This window comes from Litorilituus sediminis (genome assembly GCF_004295665.1).
GTDB lineage: Bacteria > Pseudomonadota > Gammaproteobacteria > Enterobacterales > Alteromonadaceae > Colwellia > Colwellia sediminis.
Window position 1 is genome coordinate 1,203,649 of the sequence record NZ_CP034759.1, and the last position, 12,890, is coordinate 1,216,538.

Consider the following 12,890-nt stretch of genomic DNA (forward strand, 5'->3'; position numbering starts at 1 on the left):
ACTTGCTATTTGTTGCCAAGGTTTTATAAATCATCTTCTAATAGATGCAGCTCTGCATCACTGTCTAGACGTTTACCTCCTTTGGTTAAAATAGTAAGCTCAGATTTCACAGATTCTGGTCGCTTGATCTTAGACTCAATCTTCAGTGCTACGTTATCTCTACTACGACCTAATTTCGCTCTAAAGGTCGGTAAATCTTCAATTAATACGGTAATATTTTCAGGCATTTCAATCGGAATAATATCACCGGCTTGTAATTCCATGACTTGACTTAATGGCAGCTCCACATCTAAGAACTTAGTATTTATGGCAACAGGCACATCCATAATTTCATCACGAAGTGCTTTCGACCAGCGCATATCCGTATCTTCTTTATCACTTTGTACACCAGCATCAAGCAACTCTCGAATAGGCTCTAGCATAGAGTAAGGTAGGGCAACGTGGAAATCACCGCCGCCCCCATCGAGTTCGATATGGAAAGAGCTGATTACCACCACCTCGGTCGGACTGACAATATTCGCCATCGAAGGGTTAACTTCAGAATCTAAATATTCAAATGAAACATCCATTACCGGCGACCAAGCTTCTTTATAATCTTCAAAGATAAGCTTTAATAGCATTTGAATGATACGACGCTCAGTAGGGGTAAATTCTCGCCCCTCAATTTTAGCGTGATAACGACCGTCACCACCAAAGAAGTTATCTACCAATATGAATACCAGTCTCGCTTCCATGGTGATTAAAGCAGTACCTTTTAATGGACGAAAACGCACCATATTCAAACTGGTAGGAACAAATAACGTATGAATGTACTCACCAAACTTTATCATCTGAATACCGTTAATCGATACTTCAGCCGTTCGGCGCATCATATTAAATAAACTAATACGCATGTGTCTGGCAAAACGTTCATTTACCATTTCCAAGGTAGGCATACGACCACGAACAATGCGGTCTTGAGAAGAGAAATCATAGTCTGAAGTACCATCTTGCCTGTCGACAACGTCTTCAACTATTTCCTCTTCTTCAACCTCATCTACGCCATGGAGTAGCGCATCAATTTCATCTTGAGATAATAAATCACTCACGCGTTATTCTCTATTTTTGTTAGCTAATTATTTTAAATCAACTACTTACCAAACCCATAGTGAAAGCGTTATTACTGCATAACAAAGCCAGTAAATAATACTTTCTCTATTGTTTTATCCCCTTCAACATCTGTCATCACTTTTTGCACAGCTGCTAAAGATTGTTGTTTTAACGACACTTTACCGGCGCTAGTTGCCAAATCATCAGCATTCGCTTGAGAAAATACGCCTAATAACGTGCTTTCAATTAATGGTATATGCATCTTGGCATTTTCTTCGTTGTCACCGCCGCGTACAAGCAATTGCACACGAATTTCTACAAACCTATCTCGTGCTGCACCTGGCACATTAAATCTAAATGGTCTTGGCATAGGGACATATAAAGCTGAGCCTACTTGCGCACCAGACTCTTGCTTTGCAGGTGCTTCACCACTATCAGTATCAAGGGCTGCATCAAGTTGTTCTTGACTTACTGGCTCACTAGAGCCGCCCATAAAAAAGAAGTAACCACCAGCACCGGCTGCTAATAAAACAACTGCGGCGATTATTATAATAAGCTTTTTCTTTTTGCCGGAATTATCTAGCTCTAATTCGCCTTCTTTATCTTTTGCTTTATCATCTGCCATAATTAGCCCTTATCATTATATTGCTTGGTACCGCTAAGTTATTATTACTAATAATATATCCTCGAAACGGTTTTGAGCCAATGGCTTTTAGCCAAGTTGACAATATTTATTCCCTTTAAACGAAATAATCGACACCAGTTGCTGAAGAATTAAACAAACCAGCAGACAAGACATGTTCGCTTGCCTCAACATCATCCTGAGCTAATCTGCCTCGAGCATTACCTTCACCTGCTAAGTTTTGTTCTTCATCACTTCCTTGACTATTTTGTTGCTCTACATTTGCTCCGCCAACATCAACCCCCTGCTCAGATAACATATCGCGTAGTTTGTGCATGTTTTGCTCTAATGCATCTTTTGCTTGCTGATTTTGCACAACAAAGTTTACCGAGGCTTGCTCAGCTTGTAAGTTGACTCTAACTTGCATATTGCCAAATTCAGGGGGATCTAATGAAATCTCAAACTGCTGCAGCTTTTGTGAAATCACTAACATCACTTTATCTTTAACGGCGTTAGCAAAATCTTTTCTAAAAATAGAAATCGTTTCTTGCTGCAGGGCAACATTATTCTTCTGAATATGAGCGACATCGCCAGCAACATTATGTACTAAGCTCTCCGCAGCTTGCATCGCTTGACTAACTTGGCTTGAAACACTGTTATAATTTAATGGCTCAGCCATTGCTCGAGCATGACTGGGCGATTGAGTAACATTAGCTTCATTCTTAGTATTACCCGATACATTTTTCTCATTCACATTCGGTGTTTGTTTAACCTGCAACTCAGCTTCTTTCTCTTTAGCCTTACTTTCTAACTCAGCATTGTCATCTTGATTTAACTGCTCACTTTGCTGCTGGGATGTTTGTAAAGCAGACTCAGTACGCGAATTTATCACCCGGTTTTGATTAGCCGGGTTAGTTTCATTTGCAGGGGTATTCGCCATAGCTACGGCTTTATTCTCTTCAGGCTTTATAATTGGCGGAGTCTTAGTTGCGCTATAGTCCTGCTCTGTCACTTCGCCAGCTTTCTGAGTTACCTTCACATGACCTGTGGTAGCGGTATCAGTGGCTTTGCTTTCTTTATCTGACGGCTTTGCCATACTAATAGCAACAGCCTCTTTATCTTGACCGTTTAGAGACTTGTCTGCTGATAAAGTAGCCTTAGTTGCTGCTTGCTCTAGCACATCACTTTCTTCAACGACACTCTGACTACCAGATACTAACTGTTTGCTCTCTTGTCCATCATCAGCGCTAGTAACAGCATCAACTTTTCCAGATTGCTGTATTACCTTATCTATAACGACTTCTGATTTGCTATGCTTGGATACTTTAGCTGACTCATCCAGCAATTGCGCATTTCTGCCTTGTTCTGTAGCAACCTTTTCTTCACCACCAGCTAGTGCTGCCTTAATCTCTGCCTGCAATGACTTAACTTTGCTATCAGGTAGCTCTTGCTGTAGCTGTGGCTTTACTTCTGTCGTAGAACTTTTAGCAGTTGCATTTACTTTTTGCTCTGATGCCACTTGCTGTTTTGCCGCTAATGCTTCTGGCGTTAACTGTTGGTTTTTCAACGATTGCGCTAACACTTCTTTATCAGTCACGCTAGCACTTGAGTCTTTAACAACCGACTTACTTGGTAAGCTTTCAATAAACTCTTTTAAGGTATGCTCTGTTTTGCTTTGTGTTTTAACCAGCATATCGTTATCTGAACTTTGCTGTGTCGGCACCGCCTCTTTTACTACTTGACTCTGTACATTAACACGATGACTTTCTTGCTTATTTGCACTTGGATTTAATGCTTGATCTGATTGATACAATAAAGAGATAAACTCTTCAGACTGAGTCAAAGTTTTGTCAGCTTGCCCTGCTTTACTTTGCGTTTCTGCTGACGTTAGCTTAGTTTCAGCATCACTTTGATTTTTGTCCGCACTCTCCTGGCTATTATTACTATCACCATTAGCTTGCTCATTGTCAGCCGATGACGATATTTTGCCATCTTGCTCTGCTGAACTGTCATTACTTGCCGCAACGTTTTTATCAGTATCATGAGCAACAATCTTGCGTTCATTGAGCAATACATCTTGCTTATCGCCATTACGACTCTTTGCCACTTCTTTATCAACTAACGAAGAGAATATGCTGTTTTCAGTGCTAGATTCCTGCTGAGCATCAAAATTTTTATTATTTATTTCAGTATCTTGAGTTGTGATAGCTGATAGTATATTCATTTGTTGCATAATAAACCCAATAGTAAAATAACGACTAGTTTTTGCCTTTGCCAAGCTTCACTAAAATGTGAGTGCAATGCCTAATTGTGCTAATTTAATCAATTCCCTTGCACTACCGATAAAGTACAAGCAAGGTGCTACAGACTTTTAATGCAATAACTATTCCATTTACAATAACTACTCCATCCGCAATAACTATTCCATTCACAAGGAAACAAGGTTACAAATTGAGTTTACGGCGAACAAATTGCTGTGTAGCGATTTCATCAAACATTTTTTGCTCTTTCTTTAAAGCTAATTGCTGCGCTTTTTGTGCTCGCTTTTCTCGTAATGATTCTACTGCTTGAACTTTTTGTCGTTGGGCAAGCCATAAAGATTTACTTTGCTCAACCAAGGCTTTGGCTTGCTGCATGGCAATTTCAACTTGCTCAGAGGCATGATCTAATTTTGAAATAAAGGCGTGATAATGAGTGTAGGTGCTGCTGTCTATGCCAAATTCAGCTCGTTGACTTAAACGCTTCATATATTCTAAACGGTAATCTGCCACCCCTTGCAGCCGTATAACATTCTGCTGATATTCATTTTCAGCCTTTTGTAACTGCTCTGCACATTGTCGCTCTTTATCTTGTTCAAACTTTAACAAGGTATCTAATTGTTTTGTTGCCATAACTATGTCTCTTAACTAGTTGCTCAAATCAACAAGCTACCCTTGAGCCTGAGCTGCATTCTGATTATTTGCATGGGCTGCGGCAATAATCTCTTGTAACTGGGTTAAGCTTTGCTCGTACGGAATGACTTCATTAATTTTCTGCTGTAGGAAAAAGTTAATAACGGGAACAACATTAATAGATTGATCAATACGTGGGTCACTGCCTTTGGTGTATGCACCAATTGCAATAAGATCTTTATTTTGCTGATACAAGGCATAAATTTGTTTAAGTTGCCTTGCTAGCTCTTGATGCTCAGGTGAAGTGACCATAGGCATAACCCGGGAAATTGATGCCTCAACATCAATCGCAGGATAATGACCAGCATCAGCAAGCTCCCTTGAGAGCACAATATGACCATCAAGTATTGCTCTTGAAGCATCGGCAATCGGGTCTTGCAAATCATCACCTTCGGTGAGCACAGTATAAAATGCCGTGATAGAGCCTTGGCCTTCACCGCCATTACCAGCTCTTTCCACGAGTTGTGGTAATTTAGAAAATACCGATGGCGGATAACCTTTAGTGGCTGGTGGCTCACCAACCGCTAAGGCAATTTCCCGTTGTGCTTGCGCATAGCGAGTAAGTGAATCTAACAGTAACAGTACATTAAGACCTTGATCGCGAAAATACTCACTGATTTGTACAGCCGTTTCACAACCTTTTAATCGCATCAGAGGTGAATTATCAGCAGGTGCAGCCACCACAACGGAGCGCTCTCTACCTTCTTCACCTAAAATTTCTTCGATAAATTCTTTAACTTCTCGACCACGCTCTCCCACTAAACCAACCACAACCACATCTGCGGTTGTGCCTCGGGTCATCATGCCTAACAGCACACTTTTACCGACACCAGAGCCTGCAAAAAGGCCCATACGCTGACCTGTACCTACGGTGATAAAGCTATTAATAGAGCGAACCCCAACATCAAGAGGCTCTTTAATTGCGCGGCGCGATAAGGGATTAATCGGCTTGCTATCATAATGATATTCATCACTGGCTTTGATAGGCCCTTTACCATCTAAAGGTTTACCAACACCGTCAATAACACGACCTAATAACGCCATCGATAAGGGTAATTGTGATTTACTGGCAATGGGTAACACTCTTGCACCTGGCAGAACGCCACGTAAACTTTCTTCAGGCATTAAGTAAGTAATATCTTGAGCAAAGCCAACGACTTCAGCAAGCAAATCGCCATGTGCCGTTTCAACAATGCACTGACTACCAACATGTGCTTTTACGCCAACAGCCTCTAGCGTTAAGCCAACAACGCGAACTAAGCGGCCAGCAACTGGCTGCTTAAACTGATGAATAAATTGCTGGCTTTGCGCTAAGCGCTCAGAAAGGCGGAGACTATCAACCATAAACACAATCCCTACGAGTAAAACTTGATTGTGTCAAAAAACCATTACTGATTTAACACAAACTACTGATGCAAGGCATCCTGCAAGAAAGATTCCAACACTTGCTTTAAACGGGATTTCATTTGTAGATCGATATGTGATGTGCTGTTTTCTATCTGACAGCTACCTTGTGGATATTGCGGAGCCGGTAGTAAACGCCAGCCTTGCTCTTGAATATGATCACTGCCAAATTGCTGCTCGACTAACTTAACATCCTCTGGATTTAAATAAATCTGTGTTTGTGTTTCATTACTTGGCAAGCTTTTAATGCCTGCGCTAATGGCTGACATTAAAATATCTGGATTAGTTTTTGCCTCTTGTAAGACAACGGCTTCAGTTAATTGCACCACTAAGTTTAACAACTGCTCTTCAACATTTTTTTCAACGCTGGCTAACGGCTGATGCAGTTGCTCAATAAGGCTTTGCCAATTTTCTGCCTGCTTAGCAATGGTTTCTTGCCCTTGCTCTAAACCTATGGCGTTGCCTTCTTCTATGCCCTGTATTTTACCGTCTTCAATGCCTTTGGCTTTACCTTCTTCGTATCCCGTGGCAAAGCCTTCTTCTTTACCTTGGCTAAAACCTTCTTGATAGGCTGACTGTCTAATTTCTTCAATTTCTTGTGCGGTTAACGGCACAGGCTCAGGCTCTGCCGCTTGAGGCGGCTCGTAAACCCAGCCTTCCTGCTTACCAAACGCATTGGTTTTAATTTCTTCTTCAGCACTTGGTCTTTTTTGCACATCCGGCAAAGGCCAAACATCAAGATCTTCTTGTTGCTTGGCTTTAATAATTTTAACGGGTGGACCACCTAACTCTTTCATACTTAAACCTTGCTTTAACCTACTTCACACAAGTCATTATAAGAACTCGTCACCGCCACCACCGCCGCCAAGCATAATTTCACCGGCGTCAGATAATCGTCTAGCCACAGACAAGATTTCTTTTTGTGCCGCTTCAACTTCACTAATGCGCACAGGTCCCATAGCTTCAAGATCATCAACAAGCATTTCTGCAGCACGTTTAGACATATTACTAAGGATTTTTTCTTTCAAGGCATCATCTGTACCTTTAATCGCTTTCATCAAGGCTTCTTGCTGTACTTCACGTAGAATAGCCTGCATGCCTCTATCATCAACATCAGCTAAGTTTTCAAAGACAAACATTAAGTCTTGAATTTGCTGACTCATTTCTTCATCGTTTTCACGAATTGAATCCATCAACATGCCTTCAACATTGGTATCTAGATAGTTCATAATATCTGCCGCTGCTTTTAAGCCGCCCATTTTCGCAGCTTGCGCACCCGCTTGACCAGCAAATTGTTTTTCCATAATCTCATTAAGCTCTTGCAATGCCGCAGGCTGTACTTCTTCAAGGTTGGCAATACGCATCATTAAATCTAAACGAACTTTTTCAGTAAATTGACCAATAATTTCCGCTGATTGTTCTGGCTCTAAATATGATAAAACAATGGTTTGAATTTGCGGGTGCTCATTACGAATAATATTAGCGACCTGTTTAGAGTCCATCCATTTCAATGAATCTAAACCTTTAGCGCCACCGCCCATAACGATTTGATCGATTAAGTTACCCGCTTTATCTTCACCTAATGCAGCGGTTAGTGCTTTACGAACAAACTCTTCACTTTGGAAACCTATTGTCGAGAAGTTTTGAATTTCTTGAATAAACAGTTTATGTACCGCGGTAATTTTTTCTTGAGTAAAGTCTTCCATCGCTGCCATCACAGTACCCACTTGTTGAACCTGCTTTGGCTCTAAGTGTTTTAGGATTTGCGCAGCATCTTCTTCTGATAAACTCAATAAAAGTATTGCGGCTTTTTCGGCACCCTCAAGTTTATCAACATCAAAACCTGTGGGTGCGGCGGCTAATTCGCCGACTGATTGTGCTTCATCACTCATCTTCGTTCAACCAACTTTTCACTACTTGCGATGATAGTTCAGGCTCATTTGCAACAAGCGCTCGAACCGCTTTTAATACATCTTCATCTCGATGAAGATCGGGTAACTGTAAGCTACCATCAGGGGCAAAACCAACGGCACCTTCATCAAACTCTGATGTTAACATGTCCATGGTTTCATCACCTAAGTCTATATGACTATCAAGTGATTTATCGCCATAATCTTCTGGTGTTTGCTCAGGGTTGATTAAGCGTTTTAACATTGGCCTAATAACCGCAAAGATTAATACGATAATAACTATTGCAGCTAATACTAGCTTAACTATTTTAAAGAACTCTGGCTGCTTCCAAAATGGTAGCTCTTCTTCAACCCCTAAATCGGGACGATTAAACGGAATAGTGACCACTTCTAAAATATCACCGCGTTGTAAATCAAAGCCGATACTACCTTGTAATAAGCGGCGAATAGAAGCTAGCTCCGCCACTGAACGTGGTTGTTGTGTACTCTGTGTTGCGTTTTCTTCAGCGCCATCTGCTGGCGCACCTGCTGCACTGGTTACATAATCAAGCGCAACAGAAACACTCACTCGACGCACAATACCCGCTTGCTGTTTAGTGTGACTAATGGCTTCATCTAACTCATAGTTTTTCGTTGATTCACTGTGTTTGCGACTTGGCAGTACTTTCTTTTGACCACCGGTAGCATTTTCAGGAATAGCTGATTCTAATGGCGGCTGGTTGGTTAACGCGCCAGGAATACCACCAACATTGCCACCTATGCTAGTATCTTCAACTTTCATTTCACTGCGCAATGCAGGTAAGTCTGAATTGTAACGACGTTGTGTTTCTTCTACATTGGTAAAATCCATAGTAACGTCGACCTGTGCGGTATAATTACCTAAGCCAACCACCGGAATTAAAATGCTATCAATTTTATCTAAATATTCTTGCTCGCGTTTTTGTTCAATTTCAAACTCTTTGCGTGAGCGCGATGAAATGGAATCTTGCGAGCCAGAGTTTAATAAGCGACCATTTTGATCCGTTACTGTCACTCTGTTTGGACTTAAGCCTTGAACGGCAGAAGCGACAATATCTACTACTGAATCAACTTCTTCTTCTGATAAAATTCTGCCACGCTGCATGGTTAATACCACAGTGGCTGATGGATTTTTCTCTCGACGGGCAAAAACATTTTCACGTGGAATAGCAAGTAATACTTTAGCGCGTGCAATACTTTGTAATTGCTCTATGGTTTTTGCTAGTTGTTGCTCTCGGCCAAATTTAAGTCTTTCGCGCTCAAGGCGCTGGCTAACACCAAACCCCATATCTTTCATTAAGACTTCTTCACCTTGAGCTGGTTCCTCGGTTAAGCCTTCGCGAGCAAGCAACAATTTAATATTTTGATATTCTTCAGCAGGAACGGAAATAGTGTTGTTTTCTTGACGGTAATCAACTTTATTTGCGTCAAGAAAATCCATGGTTTTAATCAATTGTTGGGTCGGCAATTTCGTTAAGAAACGATATTCAGGCTCACTAGCAAGAATGATGATAAACACTGCAATAGCTAAACAAATGGCTAAGGCAACAACTAGTGTGATTTGTCTTAATACATCAATATTTCCTAAACTCGCTGATAAACCTGACTTTTGCTCTTCTACAGCAGAGTCTGATTCACTGGCAAGTAAATCTGTACTGTTATCGGCTGTTACCATGGCATTTGTATCGGACACTTCAAATTCTCCGCTAAGCTTTTATTTTTATCTTAATCTAGTGAAACTTTACTGGGTAATTCTTAATTACACTGGCATACTCATAATTTCTTTGTATGCTTCAACTAGCTTATTTCTCACCTGCACTGTCGCATCTAAGGCAATACCTGACTTGGAAGACGCGATCATCACTTCACCTAATGACACGCTTTTATCGCCCATTTCAAAGGCGGCTTTCTTCTCGCCAGCATCCTTTTGTAGCTCATTCACGGTTTTTAACGCATCCGTTAACATATTGCCGAAATTGCTACTCGATGAGTTCACCTTACCTAGGCTATCAACAGCCATGTCATCACCACCAACGGCTGGTAGCTTATTACCCATCGCCTGCATAGACATGCTTTGCATTTGTGCATATAAAGAATTGCTTTTGATATCCATGGTAACGCTCTCTTGTGTCAATAAATTAACTTCACAGTGTATTACTAGCTAAAGCTGCAAGCTTAATGCCAACAAAAGAGTTGTTAGAAAAATAATGGTAGGATTTATCGGAAGCGCAGACAGCACGGTAGCTAAGAAAATCTACCGTGCTGCATTACTACTGGTAAAAAAGTACTGATAAAAAATTACTGATAAAAAATTACTGATAAAATGTCAGTTTGAAGGAGAACTAGGCTGGTATTTCAATACCACTTTCACGCATTTTGGCTATTTTATATCGCAAGGTTCTCGGGCTGATCCCTAAACGTTCTGCGACATCTTTTCTACTGCCGTGACACGCTTGCAGGGTATCAAGAATGATTTGATGCTCTTGCAGCTTAAGCTCAGTACCAAGTTTATCCTCATTTTGACTTTGCGCCGGTGCTTCAACAACCGAGGTTGTTTCAAAGTTTTCAATCAGCAAATCACTGGCATCAATGACTTGATTACTGTGCAGTATTAAGGCGCGTTGAACAACATTGTCTAGCTCCCTAACATTACCGGGCCAGTGATAGGCATTAAGTTTACTGCGCGCCGCAGGCGAGAATTCTGGCACAGCTTCGCCACTTTTTTGACAATGTCTTTGCACTAAATGTTGAGCAAGCACGTATATATCATCAACCCGCTCAGCAAGTGGTAGCCAAGTAAGTGGGAACACATTGAGTCGATAATACAAGTCTTCTCGAAAAACACCTTCTCGCACCGCATCTTTTAAATTACGATTACTGGTGGCAATCACTCTAACATCAAGACTTATAGTTTTTCTGCCGCCTAGGCGCTCAACTTCTCGCTCTTGTAGAACACGTAATATTTTGGCTTGTAAGCCTAAATCCATTTCGGTGATTTCATCAAGTAAAATAGTACCGCCCTGCGCTTGTTCAAACTTACCTGGACAGGCTTGAATAGCACCGGTAAAAGCGCCTTTTTCATAGCCAAACAAGGTTGCTTCGAGCATATTTTCAGGTATTGCCGCACAGTTTATCGCAACAAAAGGTTGTTCAGCACGAGCAGAATTGTAATGTACATATTGAGCTAAGACTTCTTTACCTGAGCCACTTGGCCCCAGTATCATCACAGATGCTTCCGTAGTTGCTACTTTTCGCGCAAGCGATAACAGTTCAATACTACGTTTATCGGCAACAACCGGGGTATTTTCACTTACCGATTTTGGTGGAATATACTGACTAACCATGTTTAATAGCACTTCAGGGGCAAATGGCTTAGCAATATAATTACATGCGCCATCTTGCATTGCTTGTACGGCATCATCAATGGTGCCATAGGCGGTCATCAGTAATACAGGTAAGTTACTGTCTTGTGCTTTAATACTTTTAAGTAAGGATAAACCCGACATACCGCCCATCTGCACATCACTAACCACTAGATCAACCTGATGATTTTTGAGTAATAATAAGGCTTGCTCAGCCGAGTCTGCCTCAACGCACAAATAGCCTGCCAATGATAAGGTATCTAACAGTGCCTCTCTTAAACCGGCATCATCCTCAACCACTAATATTTTATGCTCATTCATGGTGATTCTCCCCATTGACTTCAGCGCTAGTATTTAGCTTGGGTAATTTAATAACAAAGTGTGCACCTTCTGGTGCTTGGCTAATCAAACTCACTTGTCCTTGGTGAGCACTAACAACAGACTTTACAACAGCCAAACCTAAGCCTGTACCTTGACTACTTGAGGTATAAAACGGTTGAAATATTTTATCTTTTAGCTCGGCTTGAACGCCAGGACCGTTATCTTTTACACTGATATAAATGTCTTCTGCTTTGCTAAAGACATGAATATTAATCACTCCATGCTGACCAATGATCCGCAAACTATTGTGAATTAAGTTTTGAATGGCGCCAGTTAAAGCATTTTTATTGGCAAGTATTTTTCCCGAATCATGCGCTAACTCTAAATTAATTTTAGCTTTGGCTTTTACTGTTAAGGCTTCCATACTTTGCACAGCATCATTAAGTAATTCAGCCACAGATAACTCATTCACCACTTGCTCTTTACCACTTTTTGAGAACAGCAGCATATCGTTAACTTGTTGCTCTAAATCTTTTAATCTTGAGTTAAGCTTTTCTTGGAAATTTTGCCGAGCATCATCAGTTAACTTATTGTTCGCTAAGTTAGCACCATATAAAATAGCTGCCGATAACGGTGTTCTAATTTGATGAGCAAGGGTTGACACCATACGACCAAGCGATGATAAACGTTGCATTTGGCCAATTTTATCTTGTAGCAAGCGCGTTTCTGTTAAGTCGGTCATCATGATAAGCTGACCAGGCTGATCGCCTAAATTACTGATTTCAAGTTTTACTCGACGACCATCTTTTAACGAGACTTCGTGCCAGTCATCTTCTCTTGGCTTAAATGAGCGACTAATGACATCAAACCAAGCCTGCCCTAAAATAGGCTCGTCAAGAAGTTGTCGTGCTACTTTATTAATTTTTACAACAATGCCGTTACCGTCTAAAACAACAATACCTGCTGGCATCTCTTCAATTAATTGATCTGCCAGTTGCTTAGTATGCTTACTATTTTGCTCAGCTAATGCCTGCTTTCTTAAATAATATGGCGCGATACCAGACGTTGATGTTTCAGCTAACTGAGCACGCAAAGCAGCTAACTCACCTGGGTAAGCTTCTTGCTCAAGTGCACTACTTTGCTGGGCTCTTGCCAAGCCATAGCTTTTATTTGCTGCTCTTACATCGATAGGTTGAACTGCTAGCGCCATAAT

The 12,890-nt window shown here is 41.0% G+C and carries 11 protein-coding genes; all 11 read right to left on the reverse strand.

All coding sequences use genetic code 11. The annotated features are described in order from the left end of the window. Window positions 1–23: 23 nt before the first annotated feature. The gene (gene fliM / locus EMK97_RS05435; RefSeq protein WP_130600141.1) at window positions 24–1,088 is read right to left on the reverse strand and encodes a flagellar motor switch protein FliM; all 1,065 of its coding nucleotides are present in this window, start codon (window positions 1,086–1,088) and stop codon (window positions 24–26) included. Between the two features lie 71 nt (window positions 1,089–1,159). Beyond that, window positions 1,160–1,714 (reverse strand): flagellar basal body-associated protein FliL, encoded by a 555-nt coding sequence (gene fliL / locus EMK97_RS05440; RefSeq protein WP_130600143.1) that lies wholly within the window; start codon window positions 1,712–1,714, stop codon window positions 1,160–1,162. A 115-nt stretch (window positions 1,715–1,829) separates the two neighbouring features. Beyond that, the gene (locus EMK97_RS05445; RefSeq protein WP_130600145.1) at window positions 1,830–3,944 is read right to left on the reverse strand and encodes a flagellar hook-length control protein FliK; all 2,115 of its coding nucleotides are present in this window, start codon (window positions 3,942–3,944) and stop codon (window positions 1,830–1,832) included. A gap of 211 nt (window positions 3,945–4,155) precedes the next feature. Continuing rightward, window positions 4,156–4,602, reverse strand: coding sequence for a flagellar export protein FliJ (gene fliJ / locus EMK97_RS05450; protein WP_130600147.1), 447 nt, complete (start codon window positions 4,600–4,602; stop codon window positions 4,156–4,158). A gap of 36 nt (window positions 4,603–4,638) precedes the next feature. Further along, the gene (fliI, locus tag EMK97_RS05455; protein ID WP_130600149.1) at window positions 4,639–6,006 is read right to left on the reverse strand and encodes a flagellar protein export ATPase FliI; all 1,368 of its coding nucleotides are present in this window, start codon (window positions 6,004–6,006) and stop codon (window positions 4,639–4,641) included. A gap of 62 nt (window positions 6,007–6,068) precedes the next feature. Then, window positions 6,069–6,863, reverse strand: coding sequence for a flagellar assembly protein FliH (gene fliH, locus EMK97_RS05460; protein ID WP_130600151.1), 795 nt, complete (start codon window positions 6,861–6,863; stop codon window positions 6,069–6,071). Between the two features lie 36 nt (window positions 6,864–6,899). Beyond that, the gene (fliG, locus tag EMK97_RS05465) at window positions 6,900–7,958 is read right to left on the reverse strand and encodes a flagellar motor switch protein FliG (RefSeq protein WP_130600153.1); all 1,059 of its coding nucleotides are present in this window, start codon (window positions 7,956–7,958) and stop codon (window positions 6,900–6,902) included. Further along, complete coding sequence (fliF, locus tag EMK97_RS05470; protein ID WP_130604387.1) at window positions 7,951–9,669, reverse strand: flagellar basal-body MS-ring/collar protein FliF; 1,719 nt, start codon at window positions 9,667–9,669, stop codon at window positions 7,951–7,953. Before fliF ends, fliG begins: the two co-directional genes overlap by 8 nt. 84 nt (window positions 9,670–9,753) lie before the next feature. Then, window positions 9,754–10,107, reverse strand: a complete 354-nt coding sequence (fliE, locus tag EMK97_RS05475; protein ID WP_130600155.1) for a flagellar hook-basal body complex protein FliE — start codon at window positions 10,105–10,107, stop codon at window positions 9,754–9,756. A 229-nt stretch (window positions 10,108–10,336) separates the two neighbouring features. After that, window positions 10,337–11,677 (reverse strand): sigma-54-dependent transcriptional regulator, encoded by a 1,341-nt coding sequence (locus EMK97_RS05480; protein WP_130600157.1) that lies wholly within the window; start codon window positions 11,675–11,677, stop codon window positions 10,337–10,339. Next, the gene (locus EMK97_RS05485) at window positions 11,670–12,887 is read right to left on the reverse strand and encodes a sensor histidine kinase (protein WP_130600159.1); all 1,218 of its coding nucleotides are present in this window, start codon (window positions 12,885–12,887) and stop codon (window positions 11,670–11,672) included. The genes EMK97_RS05480 and EMK97_RS05485 overlap by 8 nt, the downstream gene beginning before the upstream one ends. Window positions 12,888–12,890 lie beyond the last annotated feature (3 nt).

What these genes read in the sequence shown, in the direction of transcription:
- EMK97_RS05445 (WP_130600145.1), bottom strand. Translation starts at nt 3,944, where the DNA reads ATGCAACAAATGAATATACTATCAGCTATCACAACTCAAGATACTGAA.
- fliI (WP_130600149.1), bottom strand. Translation starts at nt 6,006, where the DNA reads ATGGTTGATAGTCTCCGCCTTTCTGAGCGCTTAGCGCAAAGCCAGCAA.
- fliE (WP_130600155.1), bottom strand. Translation starts at nt 10,107, where the DNA reads ATGGATATCAAAAGCAATTCTTTATATGCACAAATGCAAAGCATGTCT.
- fliH (WP_130600151.1), bottom strand. Translation starts at nt 6,863, where the DNA reads ATGAAAGAGTTAGGTGGTCCACCCGTTAAAATTATTAAAGCCAAGCAA.
- fliL (WP_130600143.1), bottom strand. Translation starts at nt 1,714, where the DNA reads ATGGCAGATGATAAAGCAAAAGATAAAGAAGGCGAATTAGAGCTAGAT.
- fliG (WP_130600153.1), bottom strand. Translation starts at nt 7,958, where the DNA reads ATGAGTGATGAAGCACAATCAGTCGGCGAATTAGCCGCCGCACCCACA.
- EMK97_RS05485 (WP_130600159.1), bottom strand. Translation starts at nt 12,887, where the DNA reads ATGGCGCTAGCAGTTCAACCTATCGATGTAAGAGCAGCAAATAAAAGC.
- fliF (WP_130604387.1), bottom strand. Translation starts at nt 9,669, where the DNA reads ATGGTAACAGCCGATAACAGTACAGATTTACTTGCCAGTGAATCAGAC.
- fliJ (WP_130600147.1), bottom strand. Translation starts at nt 4,602, where the DNA reads ATGGCAACAAAACAATTAGATACCTTGTTAAAGTTTGAACAAGATAAA.
- EMK97_RS05480 (WP_130600157.1), bottom strand. Translation starts at nt 11,677, where the DNA reads ATGAATGAGCATAAAATATTAGTGGTTGAGGATGATGCCGGTTTAAGA.